Source organism: Apilactobacillus xinyiensis, from assembly GCF_019656235.1.
In the GTDB taxonomy this organism is placed as follows: Bacteria; Bacillota; Bacilli; order Lactobacillales; family Lactobacillaceae; genus Apilactobacillus; species Apilactobacillus xinyiensis.
This window is the reverse complement of the sequence record NZ_BPLL01000009.1, coordinates 26,495-46,585: the sequence shown is the minus strand read 5'-3', so window position 1 is coordinate 46,585 and position 20,091 is coordinate 26,495. Positions and strand designations below refer to the sequence as shown.

Sequence of the window (20,091 nt, the reverse complement as noted above, 5' to 3'; positions counted from 1 at the left end):
GGTTTTTTATTTTCATTGAATTGTTATAGCCTTGCGATTGTATTCTTTACTAAAAGCGGATAATGGTTCCCAAGCAATAGCTCCTCGGTCGTACTTCATATTTTTACCACCGGCACCAGCTTTAGCGTGTTTAGAATAGTATAGTGGATCATTAACTCTAAATTGGTGATTTTTATAACCAGTAATAACTTTACAATGATTTCTGACGTAGTCACCTGGCTTTTGATAGGAAGAAAATCCATAAAATAAAACTGGTTGACCACCTTGAACATATTTTTTAATGTTGTTTACACTTAATTTAGCACTTGAAATATTGTAAACATCTTTTGACCATTTCTTAGCATAATTAGCTAATGCACCGGGTTTAATTACATATCCAAACCCAGCTCCAGTATATACATTACCTTTTTGACCTCCAGGTGTAGGTTGCATTGGCAAATGATTTTGCGCATATTTTAAATCAACATGTTTTCCACGAGACCCTAATAGCATTGCCATCGAAGTAGCTGCACATCCCCATGGTGCAAAAACTGGTTTATATTGACTTATGTAAGGAACCTTTAACAGTTTAGTTTGATTCTCAGTAGCGGTAGCTCTTTTGTTAATGTAACCAATTTCTGAATGTTTTTTTAATGAAACTAGCCAATAGTATTTTTGATTATTGCTAGTAAAAGCTTTTTTTACTAAAAAGTCACGATGAAAAACTTGTTTAGCTGAACTATTACTAAACTTACCTTGATGAATTTGGTAATCAGCTTTAACTACTGATACCAATTTTTGTGGCTTGTTATTTGCATGTGCAGAAATTACGAACATAAAAGGCAATAACAAGCTTAAAAAGAATAACTTAAAATAATTATTCAAAATAAACCCCTCCAATATAATTTATACAACATAAAATTATAACACTAAAGTTATAATAAAACGAAAAAATAAAAAAGAACTATCAGTTTAGTTCTTTTCTACTGAAATATTGAATTTTTTAAGTATAGCATTAACTTACTAGCCTTATTAACATAAACACGACTGTCTAAAACATCATAGTCTCTTTTTTCAATGTTAGTTAAAATTTTATGATATCCATCAATAGCTAAACTAATAGACACCTTGGCATTACGATTATCAATAAAGTTTAAAACTACTTTTTTGTCCTTGTATAAATCGTTTGCATAGTCTGCCAAATACTTTAATAATGCTTTTAAATTTTTGTCGGCATGCTCTTTTAGTAAGTCTTCTTTTTTAACGTGAAAAACTTCCATCAACTTAGTTGGTAAATATACTCTACCAGACAGAGCATCTTCTTTGACATCACGAATGATGTTAGTAATTTGCATAGCTATCCCAATGTGATTGACATTTTCGTAAATCTTAGAAATATCGTAATCAGTCAAAATGGGCATAATTAATTGTCCTACTGTTCCTGCAACTTGATAACAATAACGATTTAAATCATTAATATCTTGAATTTTAACTCCATATAAATCAGCTTTTTGTCCTGCAATCATTTGATTCATGTCATAGAATGGCAAATTAAAAACGTCAAAAACATTCCATAAATTGCGACCTAACTGTGTCTCTGGCGAATTAGCTTTAATGCTATACCAAACGTCAACCATAGCATTAAATTTAGCAGCTTTGTGATGGTCAGCAAAATCGTCTAATTGCCTTAAAAAATGATATAAAACAAATATACTGTTAGCACGATAGTCTGGTAATTTAGAAAAAGCATAGTAAAAAGTAGTTGAGTTGGCTTTGATAACTTGTTTACTCTCTTCCATTCCATCAGTGTATCGATAAATTTTTTCAGCTTTATTCATTGGGCTTCAAATCCTTTTTTAACTCATTAGCTGTCAGATATCCACTAGTGACCACGATAGGCACCCCCGCTCCAGGATGCGTACTAGCTCCAGTAAAGTATAAGTTTTTAATTCTAGCAGCTTTGTTATGTGGTCTAAAATAGTTACTTTGCATTAGGGTTGGCTTTAGCCCGAAAGCAGTGCCAAATTTACTATTATATCTACTTGCAAAAGTTCGCGGAGTGAAACGACACTTAGTAACGATATGACTTCCCAAGTTATCTAAACCTAACTCATTTTGAACTTTTTTAATAATAAATTCTTCAAAGTTATCGCTATTATAGTCATCCCATTTGTCATATTTTTGTAAGTTGGACACCGGAACCAAAATATATAAAGATGACTGTCCTTTAGGTGCAAATGAATCATCTAAACAACTTGGGTTATAGATGTAATAGGAAGGATCAGATGGCAGTTTCCCATTATCAATTTCCTCAACATTTTTACTAAAATCTTTAGCCATTTTGATGGTATGTAATCTTAAGCGGTCATATTTTTTGTCCACTCCTAAATACAACATGAAACAAGACATTGAATAATCCATTTGATCCACTTTGGTTTTAGTATACTTAGTTTTGTATTTTTCTGGTACGTCCAATAAATTATTCATAACATATGGAAAGTCAGCATTAGCAACTACTCCATCAAAATTATATTTATCACCATCTACTAATACCCCTGTAGCTTCACGATTAGCATTAATCACAATTTGACTAACGGGACTGTCATATTTAACTTGACCGCCTAGTTCTAAATAGCGTTTTAGTAGAGCATCAGCGTACGCAGACATTCCCCCTTTAATAAACCAAACTCCATATAATAGCTCAATCATGGGGATAATATTATAAATTGAAGGACCATTAAATGGTGAAATGCCTATGTATAAAGTTTGAAATGACAATAAATATTGTAAATTAGTGTTTGAAATATACTTTTGAATCGCTCCATACGAAGAAGAAAAGGTTTTTAATTTATATGCTTGCCATAGAGTCTTAGGATTGAAAAAATCTTTAGGTGAACGAAAACTTTTATAAATAAAGTTATCTTTAGCATTTAAATATTTTTCATAAATATCTGTTAGATACTTCAAAAATCCTAGCATTTCGGACTCGTCGACATTTTCAAATTCATTCGTTAAATCTACTAAATCAGTTGATAAAGGAATGGTTTTATTACCGGTCTTAATATCCATAAATGGATTAACTCTTTGCATTGTAAAGTAATCGCGTGGATCAACCTCCGTATCTTTGAATGGTTGATCATAAACCTTAGGCATCATTACAATCGTTGGACCAGTGTCAAATTTAAAGCCATCTTTTTCGATGCGATCCATTTTTCCACCGACACGACTATTTTTTTCGAAAATAGTAACTTGATACCCCGCATGTTGTAAATAAATTGCTGTAGTTAATCCACCTACACCTGCTCCCACAATAGCTATATTCTTTTTCACAGTTAGCACCTTCTAAAATATAAGACAATCTAATTATTATTTTTGCATTAATTTTATGTAATTTAAAGAATTTACATTTAAATAAAGAAAAAATTATATATTTTTAAATTCTCGTAAATATAATTAATTAAACTTAGATTAAATAAGTTTAAGATAGAATAAAATCAATTATGTCAAACAATATAGTAGATAAATCGAACAACAATTCTACAATTGTAAAACGGTCTTTATGCATACTCTTCACCTGACAATCTATCTCAATTCAAAAATGACCCTAAAAATAAATAACAATAAACTAACGATAAGCCTGAAAAGCAGTTCGAAAAAACAATCAAATAAAAAATAAAAAAAAGAATCTAGCAAGTTAGATAACATTCGCTTAGTTTTTACCATAATTAACATCACCTTATTGGACACTATTTTTCGTGACTGCAATATATCGCTGATTGATTAGTTCTTCAAGTGAATTTATCAATTATCCAAACTAATTTACATCAATCAACGTCAATCCGCTAATCGACGCAAATAAAAAAGGCCCTCATCCGAGTGCCTTTCTGTTACTGTTTAATCCATTTGTAACCATTATATTTCCAATTAACGATGTCGAATCGGCCAATCTCTTGATGCCAAGACAATCCTTTATACAAATTAATTTTATCACCTAAACGCACTATAATGTTTTGATAATCAGTAGGTAATAAATTAGAGCTTATTCCATCAAGTTCTGCAACTGTATTATAAGGTTTAAAGTCATAAGTAGAGGCATAATAAATTTTATTTTGATATAAAATTTTTATCATACTACTTTTATATTTTTGAGCTAAATAACGTGAATTTTGGGAAGTTAACCTAATGGATTTACTTTCATAAGTCTTTATCTGATGTTGTGCCTCATGAAACTCATCTAGTTCTTCCTTTGATGCATCGCTTAAGTCAGAGTCATTAGCTTCTAAAATTTCTGAGTATTTATCAAGATATTTTTCATAGGTGCTTAAGTCCCGCTCATTTTTAAATATAAATCCACTGTGTTGACCGTAAGGTGCACTCAAATTGGCATAGTTCCAAGTTTGATTAGAAAAATTTCTGACCTTAGCTTGTTTATAATTAGATGTAGTTTTAACTTTAGTGCCTAAAAGTCTTAGTGATAGATTGTTTTTAACTTTATAGCGCCAACTTTTTTGACCTAGACCATTGGATTTAATTGAATTAGGACGAGTAAGACTAACTGTCATGTGATCCAAATATTTTGTTACATAAATCTTGCTACCAGCTGGTAAAATACGTGTCTTAGTCGTATGACGGCTCCATCCCTTACTTACTGGATCTTGATAACGTTCTGACAGCTTAATTTTCCATGGAGCTGTCAGTTGAACATAGCGCCATTGAGTGGTCCAGTATGAACTATCAAATTCAGGAACTGCACTCGCACTTACTTTAGTATTAAAAGTAAGTATGCATAAAGCAGTAAATGCTGCTAAATATACAATTTTTCTTAGTTTCATGTTAATCCTCCTATGTATTATAAGTATTGTTTTTATCATAAATATTATAAAAAGGCAAACCCGATTGGATTTGCCTTTGCTCTAGCTTGATCTATCTTCCTGATGTTAAATCATCGATTTGCTGTCTTATTTTTCGAATATCCTCGATATCAGTGTCTGGATTCTGAATCATTGCATCCAATCGATACTTTAAATCCATCAAATTACCTTTATTGCGGTTACTAAATGTTTGAACACTTAATGAATCTAACCAGCGCTTATTTTTAATAAAATATGTTTTACCCTTAATTTGATTAGTAAATGCAACATCATGACTGATTAAAATTACGCTCCCCGGATAGTTATTTAAAAAAGTAATCAATGCTTGTTTAGCTTTTAAATCCAGATAATTAGTTGGTTCATCTAAAATAATCACTTGATGACTCCCAAGTAAAACTTTAGCTAGTTGCAGTCTAACTTTTTGGCCACCGCTTAAATTCATTGCTAATCTATCTTTAAACGCTAATAATCCTAAAGCTGATAGAACGTGAAAAACCACTTGGTTATCTTGCGTTGAATCAGCGATGGAGTTTTGCCAAACACTTTGGGTCAGCACTAAGTTTTGATTCAATTGATCAAAATAGCCAATGCTAATTGACTGATTAAAGTAATCCTTACTAGCTAATATTTGTTTAATAAAAGTAGTTTTACCACTTCCATTAACACCTTGAATATTAACGTGTTCACCATACTTTAATGATAAATTAACTTGTGAAATTAAAGTCGTCTTTTTAAATTTCACATCCATTTTCCTAACATGCAGGACTGTTTTTTTCATAAATTGCTGACCAGCAGGATCTATGAATTTAATTTCTTTATCATGTTTAGGTGGAATCAACTTATCTAACTTATCGATGCGTGTTTTTAATGCCGTAGCCTTTTTTTGCATCTTTTTTTCCATTGAGTCATGACGTGTCTTAGAAGTTTTAAATTCAGAGGAACTCATTTTCTTACCATTTCCATGTTTAATACGTTGCGCAGCTTGCTTTCTTTTTATAACTTGCTGTTTTAAACGGTTAATCTTATTTTTTTGTTCTTTATACGCCACTAGTTGACTATTTTTTTGGCTAGCCTGTTCTTTTAAATAAGTTGCGTAATTTCCATTAAATTCGGATAACTGGTGATTCTGAATAGCCCAAATTCGATTGACTAATTTTAACAATTTTTCGTCATGCGTAATTAGAATAACCATTCCATGATAGTTTTTAATTTGTTGTGATAACCATTTTTGCTGTACCACGTCTAAGTTAGTCGATGGTTCATCTAAAATCAATAATGCTGGAACCTTATGCAAGGCTTGCATAATTGCATATTTAGTGATTTCACCACCACTGCCAGTATCTACAATCGGTTGAATTTGTTCAACTAATTCGAAGGTTCCATCAAAGTTGCTAATAGTCTGCGCGTTTAAATGCTTACATAGTTGATTGATAAAAGTTGTTTTACCAGTACCATTATCCCCAATTAAACCTACGACATCACCATCATTAACATTGATGTTTGGGTAGTCAAATAAATGCACCCCGTTGATATATAATTTGCCACTTTCTATATTTAACAATTAAATCCACCTCAGTAAAGTAATAATCTGATTTGTAATTTATTTTTTTCATGTTCTTACTCCTTTAATTTTTATTTAACCAAATTATAATATAATTTTAATTTAATTCAACCGATTAATTGACAAACAGTAAAGTTAGCAATAAATTATAGATAAATAAATGAGAGGAAGCATTATCATGAATAAATTTAGTAAAGTTAGTGTCACTTTGTTGTCAGCCCTAGCCATTAGCCCAATTTTTGCCAATGTACATACGGTTAAAGCTGATAACAATGTTAAATATGTTAAAGAGAAAACATATACCTTAAAAAAATTAACTAATCGTTTAGCCAAAGCTGGTTACGTTTATAAACTGGCATCTTTTAAATCTGATGATATTAAGAATATTAACGGTAAAACACTTAGCTCCAATACATTAAAAAATTTACGTAAAGTAAATCCTGATTTTAAAGTAAGTAGAATTACCATCTACAGTGGTGCAACCGCATCACAACATGTTGATTTAATTTCCAAAAATCATCACTATCAAGTTCAAACTGATTACTTGAACGGCGCATACAACAAAAACGTTAATTTAAAAGCATTAAAACCTATCGTAAAAATGGAACTCAACATGATTAACAAAAATGAAAAACAAAACTTAGGCGTAGATAGTTTTAATCAATTGCGTAAGTTAGTCGATAATGTTTCTGATAAGCATGCTAAGAAAATCGCTTTGCAATCGTATAATGAACTTAAAACATATGCTAAAAATAGAAAGGAAACCATCCCTACACTATTGTTAGGTCAAGGAATTTATTAATATATACTAAAAAAGACTTACTAATTCATAGTTATATAAACCAAACTAGTAAGTCTTTTTTATTTATAAAATTTTTCGCTTATTGATCCACGCTACATTACTGGCAATAAAATAATACTAGTAATAATCAACGTAATAATAATATATTCTGGAATAGTTATCCCAGCTACATTATTATTTAAAAAGTAAACCATAAAATCATATGCGAAATGAAATATTATACATGGGATGATACTTTCGCAAGCAATATATATTGCACATAAAATTATACCTAAACAAAATGGAACTAATATTTCAATCCAAGACTTAGTCATAACCGCTTCAAATGTGTGAAAAAGAGCAAATATAACGCTTGCTGCAAAAATGGCATACAAAATTCCCATTCGACCACTTTTTTTATACAACTGTAGTAATGATTTTAATAAAATCCCTCTCACAAAGTATTCTTCACAGATTGCCGCTCCTACACAGTTAGCAATATTAACAATAAAAAATTGATTGAAAGTAATCTCTGCATTGTGAGAATTGGGCCTAAGCAAATATACAATCATTAACATAGCAGTCAAATATGGAATAATTTGATATTTAAATGGTAAGTATGATTTTATGTGAATTCTTTTCATAGCTATTTTTTTATTCAAAAAAACATAGGCCAACATTAAAAGGATAAATTGTATGTAAGCCAACAAAGATAGTGGGATTTTCGTCAATATAACTAGATATGATGATGCGATATTAATTAAAATAGATGTAGCAAATACGATTATTGAAAACCACAAAATAGATTTGAAATTTTTTAAATTTGTCATTAGTATTACCGCCTTGTTTATAATAGTGTAATACTAACTAAAAAAGCTTTTGCATATGCAAAAGCTTTTTCTAATTGACGTTGGATACACGTAAATTCAAATCATCAAAGTAAAGTTGTCGATTGCTCTCAATTTTGCCTACTAAATGTTTACCATTTGTTAAATTTAAGTCAACTTCTTTTTGATTTTGTGACCAAGTCCCAGTTATTTTGTCATGTGCATCCATATATTGCGCCTTATGATTTTTACATAATATAACATCTACGTTTTTACTTTTGTTAAAATAAACTCCAACAACATTAGGTAAATAACTATTGAAAAATAAAATAATCGCAATAATAATCATCAATAATAAGGACAAGTGTGGTATGTATTTTTTAATATCTAACTCCCCTTAAGTAAGTCTCACAGCTTTAAAATTATCATACATAAAAATAAAAAGAAAGGTAAACTACCCTTCTTTTAAAACTAAAATATTAAAACTAATAAAAAGTAAATTGCTAGTGAGACTAAAAGCCAAACTCCATAGCGATTAAATACTTTCCCTATCGAGCTAGTCCAACGTTTTAAAAACGATCCAGATAAATTAGCTTTTAAAGCTATGACATCTTCAGCATACATATACAATAAGTAATTGCAAATTAAAATAACTACAGCAATTAAGAAATGTACAGCTGACCAATTAAATTGAGATAGCTTTAGATTTTCAATCCCTAAAGTCACAAAAAATGATACGCGAAGTATTTCATATAAATACAAAAGTAGCAAAATAAATTTGTTCTTAAAGAGCGATGCAATCGCATAAGCAACTGACAATAGAATAACTCCATGCAATCCGTCAAATAAACGTCTGAAACTAATGCCTAAGCTAATGATTTGTCCATGTAAATTAATTGAATTAGAAAAAATAATGGTAGCTAAAAAGATAAACAAAACCGTGCCAACATTAGTTAACGGATGTGTCTTAATACGTTCTATCATAATGTTCACCACCTATATTGTCTCAGTTGAATTTCATTATAAGTTATTTGCAATGAATTACAAGTTAAGGATTGTATATTTGTATGATTAATATTACAATTATATGTATAAAGTGTTACAAAAATGTTACATAGATAGAAAGTGTGATTGTTATGAAGAAAATTACTAAAATTATTTTATTTTTTGCTTGTACTGCTACCCTATTAATAAGTAATCAACATAACGTTAAAGCCAATCGTAAAACGACTTGGCCAGTTGAACATATTTACGTCGATAAAGCCGTAACTCATCGTCTTCAACAAGAAGGCTATGCTTATCGCATCGGTTCTTCAGCTCGTGATGATTTAAAAATCTTTGGTCAAAAGAATGGTTATAATAAACAAATAGCTCGAAAGATCGTCAAAGACAAAATTGACTTTAAGGTTAAAAAAGTTTGGGTATATAGTGGTGCAACTGGTTCCGAAAGTATCGAATTAGTTTCCAAAAATAATAAATATCACGTTAGTGTCGATTATATTATTGACTACTACCATAAAGATACTAAAATTAAAGCCTTAAAACCATTAATCCAACAAGAATTAAACATGTTAGACAAAAATGAACGTGGCAAATTAAATCAAAACGACTTTAATAAACTAAACAAAATAACTAATCAAATTAAGAATCCTAATGATCGTCAAATAGCTGAAAAATCAGTACAACAATTACAAGCTTTCGTTAAAAATAACAAATATGATATCCCTTCCATTCTGATTGGGCAAGGATTCTATTAATATTAAAATAAAGAACCCAACTAATGTTTTTTTTATTTTTTGGGGCTGATTATTTGATAATTGAGTCACTTATATCTAAAGTTAAAGGTATAGCAATTGAAGAGGAGCATAAATTATGAAAATTATTACATCCAAAAGTGTCAATAAACGTAAAGTAATTGAGAATGCTGATATTCCAACTATTGTAGATGGTCAGGTACTAATTAAAATCCACAATGCTGGTATTAATCAACTTGATTTAACTCAAGCTCAAAATTTTAAAAAAATTGATGAAAAAATACTAGGCGTTGAAATATCTGGTGAAATTGTTGCTAGTAAAAGTGACCAAGTTGCAGTCGGTCAACGAGTGGCTGCGCTATTAGATCAAGGTGGTTACGCTGAATACGTTGCTACAAGTGCTAGTCGAGTTATGCCAATTCCTGATGATATTAATTACCGTCAAGCTGCCAGTATTCCTGAAAGTTATTTATCCGCTTATCAAGCCTTGTTTAATATTGGTAAATTAGAAAATAATCAAAGTGTATTAATTCATGCTGGTGACAGTAGTGTTGGATTAGCTGCTATTCAATTAGCTAAAAACTTAACCAATGCCAAAGTTATTACCACTTCTAGTGGTGACAAAACTAAATTATGCGTTAATAACGGTGCTGATAATTCCATTGACTATGAAACTCAAAATTTTGCTGAAGAAGTATCCACACTGACAAATGAACAAGGCGTTAGCTTAATTTTAGATTTTGTGGGCGCTAGCTATTTTCAACAAAATATCGATTCACTAGCCATTGATGGTAAGTTAGTTCTAATTGGTAATCTTGATAGTAATGAAGTGAAGAAAGTCGATTTACTACAAATTATAATGAAAAGATTGACAATTACTGGAACTTTGTTGTCATCTCGTTCAGATGCCTACAAAGACCAACTTATTGAAAGTTTTAATCAAAACACAAAAGCCATGTTTGATGAACAAGCCCTAACGCCAACTTTCAATAAAGTTTTCCAGATGGAAGATGTTAAATTAGCATACAAATATATTAATTCTGGTCAAAACGTAGGTAAGGTTTTACTAGAAATGGAATAAAACATAAAAAAGGTCATCACCATTAATATGGGGATGACCTTTTTAGTTTAAATCAATGTCAGTAACTCTTTTACACTATCTTCCGTAGTCGCCCAACAAGTTGAAAAGCGAATGACTGAATGCGTATCATCATATCTTAACCACCGAGCAAATTTAACCTTTTTCGCTAATGCAGCAATTTTAGTATCTTCTACAATAAAGAATTGCTGGTTAGTTGCTGAAGCTAAATATGGACGATAACCTTTTTTCAAAAAACCTTGTTTAACGATTTTAGCCATTTCATCTGCATGTTTACTAAGTTCAAAATATAGATTATCGCTAAATAATTCTAAAAATTGAATTCCAATCAAACGCCCCTTTGCTAATAGCGCCCCATGCTGTTTTACAATGGTCACAAAATGCTTAGGATCATTATCACTAGTGAAAACAACGGCTTCACCACACAATGCTCCAGTTTTAGTACCGCCGATATAAAAAACATCACATAATTGTGCTAACTCTTTAAAGCTGATATCGGCTTCGTCACTCATTAGGCCATAGCCTAGTCGTGCTCCATCAATAAACAGCGGTATTTTATAAGCTTGGCAAACTTGATGTAAATCAGTCAACTCTTGCTTGCTATACAATAAACCATATTCAGTAGGAAATGAAATATACACCATTCCTGGAAATACCATAAAATCATGGTGATCATCATCGTAAAAAGTTTCTAAATATTTACGAACTTCAGCCGCAGTTAATTTACCATTTACCGTTGGCAGAGCTAATAGTTTATGACCCGTATATTCAATGGCTCCAGCTTCATGTACATTAATATGTCCCTTGTCTGGTGTAATCACCCCTTCATAAGGTTTTAACAAAGCATCAATCACGATTTGATTAGTTTGGGTGCCACCTTGTAAAAAATGCACACTAGCATTGGGATTATCAATAGCCGATTTTATTTTTGCTTTAGCTTGGGCGGTAAAACTATCTTCACCATACCCAGGCTCTTGTTGCATATTAGTTTGCATTAGTTTTTGTAAAATGCGGGGATGCGCACCTTCAGAATAGTCATTTTCAAATGAAAGCATATTTTCCCTCCGGATAATTATTTATGAATATATATTATTATCAAATAATTATCGAATGTCAATTATCTTTCGCATTATTTAAACAAATTAATGTATTTATACTACAAAATTTCTTCATTAAAATGGCATTTGCTTAACTTCATTTATAAACCAATTATTAAAAGCTTGCACATCTATATCCGTACAAACCTCAGCATTAGTTTTACCATTATGATATGCACCGCGAATATCACCGACCGTGGCGCCATTAGCTGGTCCAGTGGTTTGGACGTCAATCCAAAATGCTTGAGTGTGAATAAATTCTGGATGTAATAAATAGAAAATAGTGTTTACATCATGCATGGCCACCCCTTGATTATTCTGATCGCCATCAGCTGAAATAATATCATACAACATTTTTCCAGTAGAATTTAAATGTGCAATTGTTTGTAGCGTTGCATGCGTGAGTAAGGCTTTATTGGTAATATCCAGTCCCACCATTACAATGGGAACCCCTGACTGATACATAATTTCTGCGGCATGCGGATCAGTAAAACAATTAAATTCAGCAACACTAGTCATGTTACCGCTACTTAAACTGCCCCCCATGGCAATAATGCGTGTTAATTTTTTCGCAACCTCAGGATATTCAGAAAGTAGTAATGCTACATTGGTATATGAACCAGTAGCTACTAAGGTAATGGGATTAGAGCTTTGCATAATTTCATTATATAGCGCTTGTACCGCGTTGACTTTAAGTGGTGGAACTAAGCTAGGATGTGTAAATTGATATCCACCAATACCAGAACTACCATGAATTCTAGCCGCATCTTCAAAAGCTTTAATTAATGGTTGTTTAGCACCAGCTGCTACTCTAACTGTCTTAGCTTTGCCAAAAAAGTTAATTATATTTAATGCGTTTTTAGTGGTCTTGTCTACGCTAACATTACCGGCCACCGTGGTAACCAATTTTACATTTAAATGTGCATTATTTAATGCAATGGATAAAGCCACTGCATCATCAATTCCGGGGTCACAATCCATTATAATATCAGTCATTTTATAGGCTCCCATTTATCTATATTTGTATTTACAAATAAATAATATCACTAAAGGAATGCAAATGTAAGCGTTTGCATTTGCAACTTTAAAAATTTTATAAACAAGCAACTAAAACAAAAAGAGCTAATTTCGTGTTAGTACGAAATTAGCTCTCAATACATTGATTAATTCAATTTAATAATTTTCATTCTCAAATTTTTCAACATGCATTTTTAAATTATATTTAGATCTCAATTGCGCAATTTCTTGCATCATTTCACTTTTATGATGTAAATCTAAATCTTGTTCTGTACGCCATTGATCAATTAAAAGTAAAGTTTCTGGGTCATTCAAAGGTATAAAGTATTCATATCTTAAATTACCTGGTTCAGCTCTCACTCTATCTACAACGCCATTATCAATCATTTCTTTAGCAAATTTTTTGGCTGATCCGTCTTGACCAGTATAATAAATATTAACAGTTAAACCCATATTGCATGCTCCCTTTTAATTATTCGGTTTGAAGTTAACTTGTAATTGGTTAATTTCATAAGTAGCTTCATTAGGATAAAAAGTATCATTAGCAATGATATTTTCGGCAGCTGCTTTAGTGTCCACGTCTAATAATACCATTCCAGCTCTATCTTGATCTACATAAGCACCGGCAGTAAATAATTGATTATTCTTAATAATTGATTTAATCCAATCACGATGTTGAACCATTCTATCTGTAATATTGCCTTCTACATTATCTTTAACTTTTATATTTACTAAGTACATTATAAATCTTCTCCTTTTGTTTTATTCAAATTGACCTAATTCTTGAAGATTATCTTGAGTAAGATACTTCAAATAGTCTTGAGCTTGTTCAGCTAATTTTTCATCTGAAATAGATGCCGCCCCAACTGTAATGAATGGCTTCATAAATTTAGTACTAATTAGGTTACTAGTAGCTTGAAATGGTCTTAAGAAATCTGTCACTGTATATCCAAATCCACCATCACGGCGATAATTTTCGGCACCTGCACCAGGTGATATCGCAATAATTAATTCTTTACCTTTTAAAGCATCCCCAGTTGAACCGTATGCCCAACCATGTGTTAAAACATCATCTAACCATTTCTTTAATAAAGATGGACTACTGTACCAATACATTGGGAATTGAAGAACAATTCTATCCGCCTTACTTAATTTATCTTGTTCAGCTTGAACGTCAATTTTGTAATCTGGATAAAGGTCATACATATAACTTACATCGATGTTATCTGCATCAGAAAGTGCGTTGGCTAAATTGCGGTTAACACGTGATTGTTTGATACTAGGGTGAAATACTAAAACTTGAATATTCATTTCGTTATCTCCTTATTTTTAATAATTATTAGGTTCTTTAAATTTACGTTTCATTTCATTATCTTTCAATATATCATTTGCAATTTGATATTCATCAAAATAGCTCTTATTCTGCTTGATTTCTCCGCTTTCATAAAGTGAAATTTTGTGGTTTAAACGATCAATTGATACTTGAATGCTTTTTTGCTTTTCTACTAACATATCAACTTGATCTTTTAATAACTGTTCACGAGTATCTAAGGTGGCATCACCTTGTTGTAATAACTCTACATATTCATACAAAACTTCTACCGATACCCCTGAATGTCTTAAACACAAAATCATTTCAATCCAAGCTTGCATCTTATTATCATAATAACGATTCCCGTTACTTTTACGAGGTACTTTAGGGATTAAACCAATCCGTTCATAATATCTAATTGTGTTTTGATTAATATTAAATTTGTTGCTTAATTCGGTAATGGATAAATCTGCCATTGTGACGCCCTCCTCTCAACTACAAAATAGATTATATGGGTTTGAGTTAACTCAAAGTCAAGGATTTATTTTATTTTTTAAATTATTAAAAGATATTATATATAGCTATAAAAATAGGCAAACAGTTAATTAATTAGTAAGACAATGTTGATAATTTGAAAGTATTTATAAAAATAAAAAAGGAATATTCAACAGAATATCCCTTCTTATTTTTCATAATGTTCTTTTTCTAGCTGATTTAGTTCAGCTTCTGTTTGTAGCATATGGTCATCAAAATGCTTAATCTTGTAATCCAAATGATCAATTGCTGCTTGTAAGTCGTCTCTTTTTTCTTCCATGATTAATTTTTGTTCTTTTAATAGTTTTAATTCTTCTTGTTTATGATTTTGTTCCGAATCGAATAAATCAATATATTTTTTTAAAGCCTCAATCGTCATCCCTGCTGCACGCATAATTTTAACAAAATTAATTCGACGAATAATTCGATCATCTATTTCCCTAATTCCATTTTCATTTCGGTCAATTGGAGGAATTAAAGCTTCTTTTTCATAGTAACGAATTGTTGACGACGACAATCCAGTTCTAGCACTAGCTTCTTTAATATTCATAAAAACATCTCCTTAAATTTCAGGACGATTAATTCCTAAACTTTGTCGATTAGCATAATTTAAGTCTAATAAAGCATGACGAGCTAAGTCAGCAATTGCATTTCGCGATACGTTACCGCCTTTAAAAGCTTGATTTTTTTGAGTTATTTCATATTCATCATTTCCATTATCAAACCAAGCTGGTCTGATGATAGTATAGTTCAAATCACTATCTTCAACTAATTTGGCAGCCTTTTGGTACGGTATCAACATTGGATTAAATTTTACATTTCCCATTATACCTAAATTAGCAGGAATTTCATTGTAAATACCCATTGAAGCAATAAACACAATTTTATTCACTTTCATCTGGTGCATCGCCAATATAATGTTATTTATCATATTAGGTAAATCCCCACTTAAAGCTACAAACACACGGTCTACATTTTGCATAGCTTGTTTTAATTGCGTAATATCATTAGCATCGCCACTAACAATCTCAACACGCTCGTTATCTAAATTTAATTTATTAGCATGACGAGCAAATAATCTTAATGATACACTTTCATTATCAAGTAATTTATTAGTTAATTGACGACCAATAGAACCTGTAGCTCCAATTATTAAAATACGCATATTTTAAACTCCCTTTATATTTTTTTATGAATAATAATATTTAAACTAGCCACTAACGCAATTAGCATTAAGCTAGTAATCACAATTAACGCATGATTAAATGAAACATTTGGCAAATGATATTGACTAGTTAACGCTACTACAATCGAGAGTCCAAATGAACTCCCAATTTGATGCATGGTATTGACCACTCCGGAAGCCGAACCAGCAATATCTGGCGTAGTATTAGATACTCCAGAAACCGTCAAAGGACTTAGTGCGAAACCTTGTCCAATTCCAATTACAATCATTGGCAATCCAATTGACCACCAATAACCGTGATCTATTCCAATCAATGTACTAATCAACAATCCTATAAAAGTAGTCGTAACCCCAAATATTAGTAATTGATGATTTGTATATCGACTATTAAGTTTAGTTAATAACGTTGCACTTAAGAATTGCGGAATCGTTTCAGGTAAAAATGCTATCGCTGCTAATAATGGAGTATAACCGTATACTTCTTGCATTGCTTGTGGAGTTAGGAAAAAATAAGCAATCATTGCTCCTAAAAAGAAAAAGCGAGCTATATATGCACTACTACGTTCATTATCTTTAAATATTTTTAGTGGCATAATTGGATTTTCACTAACCGATTCTTTAATAATGAAAGCTATGATTAAAATAATGGCAGATATGAAAAAGAATAATTGATGAACATTGCCACTAATACTATAAACTAATGAACTAAGTCCTAGCACTGACATAATAGAACCAGCCCAATCTAATGAACCTAACCTAGCATGTTCTGAATGTACATATTTAATAGTCAAAAATAACATTAGCAGACCAATTGGTACATTTAGCAAAAATCCATAACGCCAAGAAAAATTACTAGCGATTAATCCGCCAATTACCAAACCTAAACTAGCGCCCAAACCACCAGTTGCTCCATAATACTCAATGGCTTTAGTACGCATAGCTCCATGATAATTATCCATTAATAATGCTAGTGTGGTGGGTGCCAAAATGGATGCGCCCAGTCCCTGAATAGCACGCATAGTAATAATCATTATTCCACTAAATGATAAACCTACCATTAAGGAAGCTACACTAAAAATGGTTAATCCAACTAAAAATATCTTCTTACGCCCATAAACATCCCCAGCCTTACCGGCCAACAATAAGAAACCACCAAATGTTAATGCATAAGCATTAGTCACCCAAGATAATGTTTGAGCATTTAAATTTAGTTCATTGGCAATTTTAACTGTACTGGTAAAAATAACTGAGTTGTCCAATAAAATCATAAAATAACTTAATAGTATTATTGGTAATACAATTCCAAACTTATTTTTGTTCACAATAAAGTTCACGCTCCTTGATTAAAATGTTTTATTATATCAACGAAACCTATCATAAATGTTAAAGTGAACTTTAAGTCAAGCTTTAAAAATAATTTTATATAAAAAACCACTGAAAAAAGTTTTCAGTGGTTTTTTTAGATTATCAAGATATGTTACTTAATAAACGATTTTTAATTATTTTTCTAATTTTTTAATAAGTTGATTAGGATGATTAAAGGTTTTAAACGCTTTATCACTCATCTTAAAATTAGCTTTACCAAATCCGGCAATATTATCTACTGAACCATATTTAACATTAGAATATACCGTCATAGTAGAGTTAACATCACCTTTAGCTTGGTGCATTAAATACTTATAGCTAACTTTCGCTTTAGATATTTTCTCATCTATTTTTTGATTAGCGTTCGTTTTGGTATCTGAACCAGCAGCATCACCAACATAGTCAGAAAAGTATCGAATACTTTTGGCTGTAGTTAATTTTTTTAATAGATGATTTTGATGATCATAAATTTTAACATAGTCCTTACCTTGTGTACTCTTTTTGCCACAACCAGATAACACTAGCAACAATAAGCCTAGTGTTAAAAGAACTTTTACCATCCATTTCATTATTTAACCTTCTTTATAGTGTAGCTACCTGTTAGTTTATATAAAATCTTGCGCTAAGATTTCAAAATTATTTCCATTTTTATCCGTAACAATAGCAAATCCAGTTCCAATTTCACTATAATTAGAATCTATCATGTTCATATAATGTCCATGTTCTTGACCATCACCATTTTCTGGACCTTCATCAATAAATTCATTAGTTAAAATTTTACCGTCACTGATAGCACCTGTAGGATCATATTGTGCAGCTAGATTTTCACCGTACATAGTGTTATTCCCTATATATTGACGAGTTAATATATCTACATATGCTTCACCATTTTCATTATAGTGAGTAAAATCATTAGTGGCAGCGAATCTTTCAGCTTCCTGCTTAGCACGCATATCAGCTATCATATCCAGTGTTGGATTTTCGGTTAGTGGGTTTAAATTATTTTTCAAACGTAAGTCATTAGTCATTGCTAGTGACTGCTTTACCACTAAATTGTGATAAACATTGCTATCAGTTATCTTACCTTTAGTATAGTTAAAACCATCAGCTATTTTATCGGGCTTGGGCGTATAATGTTTTTTGGGCATTATTTTAATCTTAACAATTTTATGTTTGTTATGGTTCTTATGAACTTTTTTAACACGTTTATGCTTTTTAACATGTTTAACCGCAACCTTATGATGATGAACATGATTAGCTTCGACCTTGCCACCTGCGAAAGATAGACAGAAAGTAGACAGAACTAATAAGCTGTATATTTTAGATTTTTTCAAAATTAAATATCCCCCTAGTTTATGTAAAATAATATATAAATATATTAACATACTTAAAAATTATAATAGAATTACATTTGACAAATAATAAAAATTGTTTTCTAATATTATACGTTAAAACTAATGAAAAAAGAGGGAAAATATGCATTTAAACAATACAATCATTTTATCAGGGATCGCATCTTTAGTAATGCTTTGCTCACCAATGGTATCAAATATTCAAACCATTAATGTAAATGCTAAACACATAAAGAGTCAGCATAAAGTTACCAAACACGCTAAAAAACAGGTTAAGTTACCTGACGGAGTGTTAAGATATCACCCAGAAAATAGCTTCAAATATGCATCTAGTAATTTATCTAGTGAAAATGCTACCGATGAAGTTAATATTCCAACAGGATATCCTTTTAAATTCGATAATGGAAAAATCGATATGCCAGATAATTTTAATACTAAGTTCATTAAAGAAAGCTACCAGATAAATAAATTTCATCCTAAAACATCAGACGTTAACGAAAAAGTTAATACTCGTAGCCTAACCCAATCACAACAAGATGAAATTACTCAATATGCAGCTAATTTAATAAATTCAGCAAGACATAAAATATCTAATAACAATGCTTATACAGCAGATTTAACGTTAGATGATAATACTACTAAATTTACCAATGACATCGTTAAAAAGTATAACGAAGATCATTGGAAATCAGCATATACAGATGATGTCAAAGGAATTAATGATGTAACGAGAAATTATGGAATGTTTTTATGTCCTTATTGTCTAAAGAATAATATACAAAATTATGACCAAGTAATACATTCTAAACTTAAGAACGTAGACAGTATGGCGCATGTTAAAGAAGCTGTCTATGGTGCCGTTTGTACTATGCTTTTTAACGACGATGAATATAGTTGGGGTAGAACTGACAAGTTATTAAGTGCAGACTTTTTAAATGAATCAAATGAGGGACTCGGCGTAGGCATTGATAATATGTCTAAGTTGCATTTTGTGATAGTTCCACATTCATATTCTAAAGAATATAATAATGGTGAAGATAATTAAAATTAAGTATATTAGATAATAAAAACAGACCCTTTAAAATGGTCTGTTTTTAATTTGTTTTCTAATCCAAATAGTAAATGCACTAGCCGATACAATTGTTAAGCCTGTCAATAATGACTGAACGAACTTTCCATCACCAAAAACATTTAACACTAAGAATCCCATTAACATTACTAATAATAAATAACCAGCGGTAAGTAATAAATATCTCATTATCAATTCATCCTCCCAACCTTTTTGAGACTACATTAGTATAAATAAATCAAATTAACAAGCATCGATTATTACACATGTCCAAATTCATAAGCTGT

24 protein-coding genes are annotated in these 20,091 nt (G+C 31.0%); 4 read left to right on the top strand and 20 right to left on the bottom strand.

The features are described from left to right. Positions 1-12: 12 nt before the first annotated feature. The 5 genes from K5Q11_RS03310 to K5Q11_RS03290 all read right to left on the bottom strand — a co-directional run bounded on the left by K5Q11_RS03310 (position 13) and on the right by K5Q11_RS03290 (position 6,411). Positions 13-864, bottom strand: coding sequence for a C39 family peptidase (locus K5Q11_RS03310; RefSeq protein ID WP_248702468.1), 852 nt, complete (start codon positions 862-864; stop codon positions 13-15). Between the two features lie 98 nt (positions 865-962). Then, positions 963-1,817, bottom strand: coding sequence for a phytoene/squalene synthase family protein (locus K5Q11_RS03305; protein ID WP_220751225.1), 855 nt, complete (start codon positions 1,815-1,817; stop codon positions 963-965). Continuing rightward, positions 1,810-3,309, bottom strand: a complete 1,500-nt coding sequence (locus K5Q11_RS03300; protein ID WP_220751224.1) for a phytoene desaturase family protein — start codon at positions 3,307-3,309, stop codon at positions 1,810-1,812. The genes K5Q11_RS03305 and K5Q11_RS03300 overlap by 8 nt, the downstream gene beginning before the upstream one ends. A gap of 557 nt (positions 3,310-3,866) precedes the next feature. Further along, on the bottom strand, positions 3,867-4,811 hold the full coding sequence (locus K5Q11_RS03295; RefSeq protein WP_220751223.1) for a hypothetical protein: 945 nt from the start codon (positions 4,809-4,811) through the stop codon (positions 3,867-3,869). A gap of 91 nt (positions 4,812-4,902) precedes the next feature. Continuing rightward, positions 4,903-6,411: an ATP-binding cassette domain-containing protein gene (locus K5Q11_RS03290; RefSeq protein ID WP_220751222.1), complete on the bottom strand. Its 1,509-nt coding sequence runs from the start codon at positions 6,409-6,411 to the stop codon at positions 4,903-4,905. 178 nt (positions 6,412-6,589) lie between these two features. Here K5Q11_RS03290 and K5Q11_RS03285 point away from each other — a divergent pair, with 178 nt between their 5' ends. Continuing rightward, a complete protein-coding gene (locus K5Q11_RS03285; protein WP_220751221.1) occupies positions 6,590-7,213 on the top strand; it encodes a hypothetical protein in 624 nt (207 codons plus the stop codon). Positions 7,214-7,305: 92 nt separating this feature from the next. On the opposite strand, the gene K5Q11_RS03280 is transcribed toward K5Q11_RS03285, so the two are convergent. From K5Q11_RS03280 to K5Q11_RS03270, 3 genes are all read right to left on the bottom strand, one after another. Next, on the bottom strand, positions 7,306-8,022 hold the full coding sequence (locus tag K5Q11_RS03280) for a CPBP family intramembrane glutamic endopeptidase (protein ID WP_220751220.1): 717 nt from the start codon (positions 8,020-8,022) through the stop codon (positions 7,306-7,308). Positions 8,023-8,092: 70 nt separating this feature from the next. Continuing rightward, the gene (locus K5Q11_RS03275; protein ID WP_220751219.1) at positions 8,093-8,383 is read right to left on the bottom strand and encodes a hypothetical protein; all 291 of its coding nucleotides are present in this window, start codon (positions 8,381-8,383) and stop codon (positions 8,093-8,095) included. Positions 8,384-8,490: 107 nt separating this feature from the next. Then, complete coding sequence (locus tag K5Q11_RS03270) at positions 8,491-9,003, bottom strand: hypothetical protein (protein ID WP_220751218.1); 513 nt, start codon at positions 9,001-9,003, stop codon at positions 8,491-8,493. A 152-nt stretch (positions 9,004-9,155) separates the two neighbouring features. On the opposite strand from K5Q11_RS03270, the gene K5Q11_RS03265 reads away from it, so the two are divergent. Further along, entirely contained in the window at positions 9,156-9,776 is a 621-nt protein-coding gene (locus K5Q11_RS03265; protein WP_220751217.1) for a hypothetical protein, read from the top strand. Positions 9,777-9,891: 115 nt separating this feature from the next. Beyond that, on the top strand, positions 9,892-10,854 hold the full coding sequence (locus tag K5Q11_RS03260; RefSeq protein WP_220751216.1) for an NAD(P)H-quinone oxidoreductase: 963 nt from the start codon (positions 9,892-9,894) through the stop codon (positions 10,852-10,854). Positions 10,855-10,901: 47 nt separating this feature from the next. Here K5Q11_RS03260 and K5Q11_RS03255 read toward each other — a convergent pair whose 3' ends face one another. The 11 genes from K5Q11_RS03255 to K5Q11_RS03205 form a co-directional block, all read right to left on the bottom strand. Next, complete coding sequence (locus tag K5Q11_RS03255; RefSeq protein ID WP_220751215.1) at positions 10,902-11,927, bottom strand: threonine aldolase family protein; 1,026 nt, start codon at positions 11,925-11,927, stop codon at positions 10,902-10,904. A gap of 117 nt (positions 11,928-12,044) precedes the next feature. Beyond that, entirely contained in the window at positions 12,045-12,965 is a 921-nt protein-coding gene (gene rihC / locus K5Q11_RS03250; protein WP_220751214.1) for a ribonucleoside hydrolase RihC, read from the bottom strand. 177 nt (positions 12,966-13,142) lie between these two features. Then, the gene (locus K5Q11_RS03245; protein WP_220751213.1) at positions 13,143-13,439 is read right to left on the bottom strand and encodes a putative quinol monooxygenase; all 297 of its coding nucleotides are present in this window, start codon (positions 13,437-13,439) and stop codon (positions 13,143-13,145) included. 15 nt (positions 13,440-13,454) lie between these two features. Next, positions 13,455-13,727: a YciI family protein gene (locus K5Q11_RS03240; RefSeq protein ID WP_220751212.1), complete on the bottom strand. Its 273-nt coding sequence runs from the start codon at positions 13,725-13,727 to the stop codon at positions 13,455-13,457. A gap of 21 nt (positions 13,728-13,748) precedes the next feature. Continuing rightward, positions 13,749-14,297 (bottom strand): NAD(P)H-dependent oxidoreductase, encoded by a 549-nt coding sequence (locus tag K5Q11_RS03235; protein WP_220751211.1) that lies wholly within the window; start codon positions 14,295-14,297, stop codon positions 13,749-13,751. Positions 14,298-14,315: 18 nt separating this feature from the next. Next, positions 14,316-14,774, bottom strand: a complete 459-nt coding sequence (locus tag K5Q11_RS03230; protein ID WP_220751210.1) for a MerR family transcriptional regulator — start codon at positions 14,772-14,774, stop codon at positions 14,316-14,318. A 206-nt stretch (positions 14,775-14,980) separates the two neighbouring features. Beyond that, positions 14,981-15,382: a MerR family transcriptional regulator gene (locus K5Q11_RS03225; RefSeq protein WP_220751209.1), complete on the bottom strand. Its 402-nt coding sequence runs from the start codon at positions 15,380-15,382 to the stop codon at positions 14,981-14,983. A 12-nt stretch (positions 15,383-15,394) separates the two neighbouring features. Then, positions 15,395-15,997 carry an NAD(P)H-binding protein gene (locus K5Q11_RS03220; protein ID WP_220751208.1) on the bottom strand — a complete coding sequence of 201 codons (603 nt, stop codon included), beginning with the start codon at positions 15,995-15,997 and terminating at the stop codon, positions 15,395-15,397. Between the two features lie 14 nt (positions 15,998-16,011). Beyond that, positions 16,012-17,340: an MFS transporter gene (locus tag K5Q11_RS03215; RefSeq protein WP_220751207.1), complete on the bottom strand. Its 1,329-nt coding sequence runs from the start codon at positions 17,338-17,340 to the stop codon at positions 16,012-16,014. 177 nt (positions 17,341-17,517) lie between these two features. Further along, the gene (locus K5Q11_RS03210; RefSeq protein WP_220751206.1) at positions 17,518-17,952 is read right to left on the bottom strand and encodes a hypothetical protein; all 435 of its coding nucleotides are present in this window, start codon (positions 17,950-17,952) and stop codon (positions 17,518-17,520) included. A 36-nt stretch (positions 17,953-17,988) separates the two neighbouring features. Beyond that, positions 17,989-18,717 carry a CAP domain-containing protein gene (locus tag K5Q11_RS03205; RefSeq protein WP_220751205.1) on the bottom strand — a complete coding sequence of 243 codons (729 nt, stop codon included), beginning with the start codon at positions 18,715-18,717 and terminating at the stop codon, positions 17,989-17,991. A 142-nt stretch (positions 18,718-18,859) separates the two neighbouring features. Here K5Q11_RS03205 and K5Q11_RS03200 point away from each other — a divergent pair, with 142 nt between their 5' ends. After that, the gene (locus K5Q11_RS03200) at positions 18,860-19,780 is read left to right on the top strand and encodes an SEC10/PgrA surface exclusion domain-containing protein (protein ID WP_220751204.1); all 921 of its coding nucleotides are present in this window, start codon (positions 18,860-18,862) and stop codon (positions 19,778-19,780) included. Positions 19,781-19,813: 33 nt separating this feature from the next. Here K5Q11_RS03200 and K5Q11_RS03195 read toward each other — a convergent pair whose 3' ends face one another. Next, positions 19,814-19,993 (bottom strand): hypothetical protein, encoded by a 180-nt coding sequence (locus tag K5Q11_RS03195; RefSeq protein ID WP_220728738.1) that lies wholly within the window; start codon positions 19,991-19,993, stop codon positions 19,814-19,816. Positions 19,994-20,091 lie beyond the last annotated feature (98 nt).

Excerpts from the sequence above, each read along its gene's own strand:
- K5Q11_RS03305 (WP_220751225.1), bottom strand. The coding sequence starts at position 1,817 with ATGAATAAAGCTGAAAAAATTTATCGATACACTGATGGAATGGAAGAG.
- K5Q11_RS03295 (WP_220751223.1), bottom strand. The coding sequence starts at position 4,811 with ATGAAACTAAGAAAAATTGTATATTTAGCAGCATTTACTGCTTTATGC.
- K5Q11_RS03285 (WP_220751221.1), top strand. The coding sequence starts at position 6,590 with ATGAATAAATTTAGTAAAGTTAGTGTCACTTTGTTGTCAGCCCTAGCC.
- K5Q11_RS03280 (WP_220751220.1), bottom strand. The coding sequence starts at position 8,022 with ATGACAAATTTAAAAAATTTCAAATCTATTTTGTGGTTTTCAATAATC.
- K5Q11_RS03270 (WP_220751218.1), bottom strand. The coding sequence starts at position 9,003 with ATGATAGAACGTATTAAGACACATCCGTTAACTAATGTTGGCACGGTT.
- K5Q11_RS03265 (WP_220751217.1), top strand. The coding sequence starts at position 9,156 with ATGAAGAAAATTACTAAAATTATTTTATTTTTTGCTTGTACTGCTACC.
- K5Q11_RS03260 (WP_220751216.1), top strand. The coding sequence starts at position 9,892 with ATGAAAATTATTACATCCAAAAGTGTCAATAAACGTAAAGTAATTGAG.
- K5Q11_RS03255 (WP_220751215.1), bottom strand. The coding sequence starts at position 11,927 with ATGCTTTCATTTGAAAATGACTATTCTGAAGGTGCGCATCCCCGCATT.
- rihC (WP_220751214.1), bottom strand. The coding sequence starts at position 12,965 with ATGACTGATATTATAATGGATTGTGACCCCGGAATTGATGATGCAGTG.
- K5Q11_RS03245 (WP_220751213.1), bottom strand. The coding sequence starts at position 13,439 with ATGGGTTTAACTGTTAATATTTATTATACTGGTCAAGACGGATCAGCC.
- K5Q11_RS03240 (WP_220751212.1), bottom strand. The coding sequence starts at position 13,727 with ATGTACTTAGTAAATATAAAAGTTAAAGATAATGTAGAAGGCAATATT.
- K5Q11_RS03235 (WP_220751211.1), bottom strand. The coding sequence starts at position 14,297 with ATGAATATTCAAGTTTTAGTATTTCACCCTAGTATCAAACAATCACGT.
- K5Q11_RS03230 (WP_220751210.1), bottom strand. The coding sequence starts at position 14,774 with ATGGCAGATTTATCCATTACCGAATTAAGCAACAAATTTAATATTAAT.
- K5Q11_RS03225 (WP_220751209.1), bottom strand. The coding sequence starts at position 15,382 with ATGAATATTAAAGAAGCTAGTGCTAGAACTGGATTGTCGTCGTCAACA.
- K5Q11_RS03220 (WP_220751208.1), bottom strand. The coding sequence starts at position 15,997 with ATGCGTATTTTAATAATTGGAGCTACAGGTTCTATTGGTCGTCAATTA.
- K5Q11_RS03210 (WP_220751206.1), bottom strand. The coding sequence starts at position 17,952 with ATGAAATGGATGGTAAAAGTTCTTTTAACACTAGGCTTATTGTTGCTA.
- K5Q11_RS03200 (WP_220751204.1), top strand. The coding sequence starts at position 18,860 with ATGCATTTAAACAATACAATCATTTTATCAGGGATCGCATCTTTAGTA.
- K5Q11_RS03195 (WP_220728738.1), bottom strand. The coding sequence starts at position 19,993 with ATGAGATATTTATTACTTACCGCTGGTTATTTATTATTAGTAATGTTA.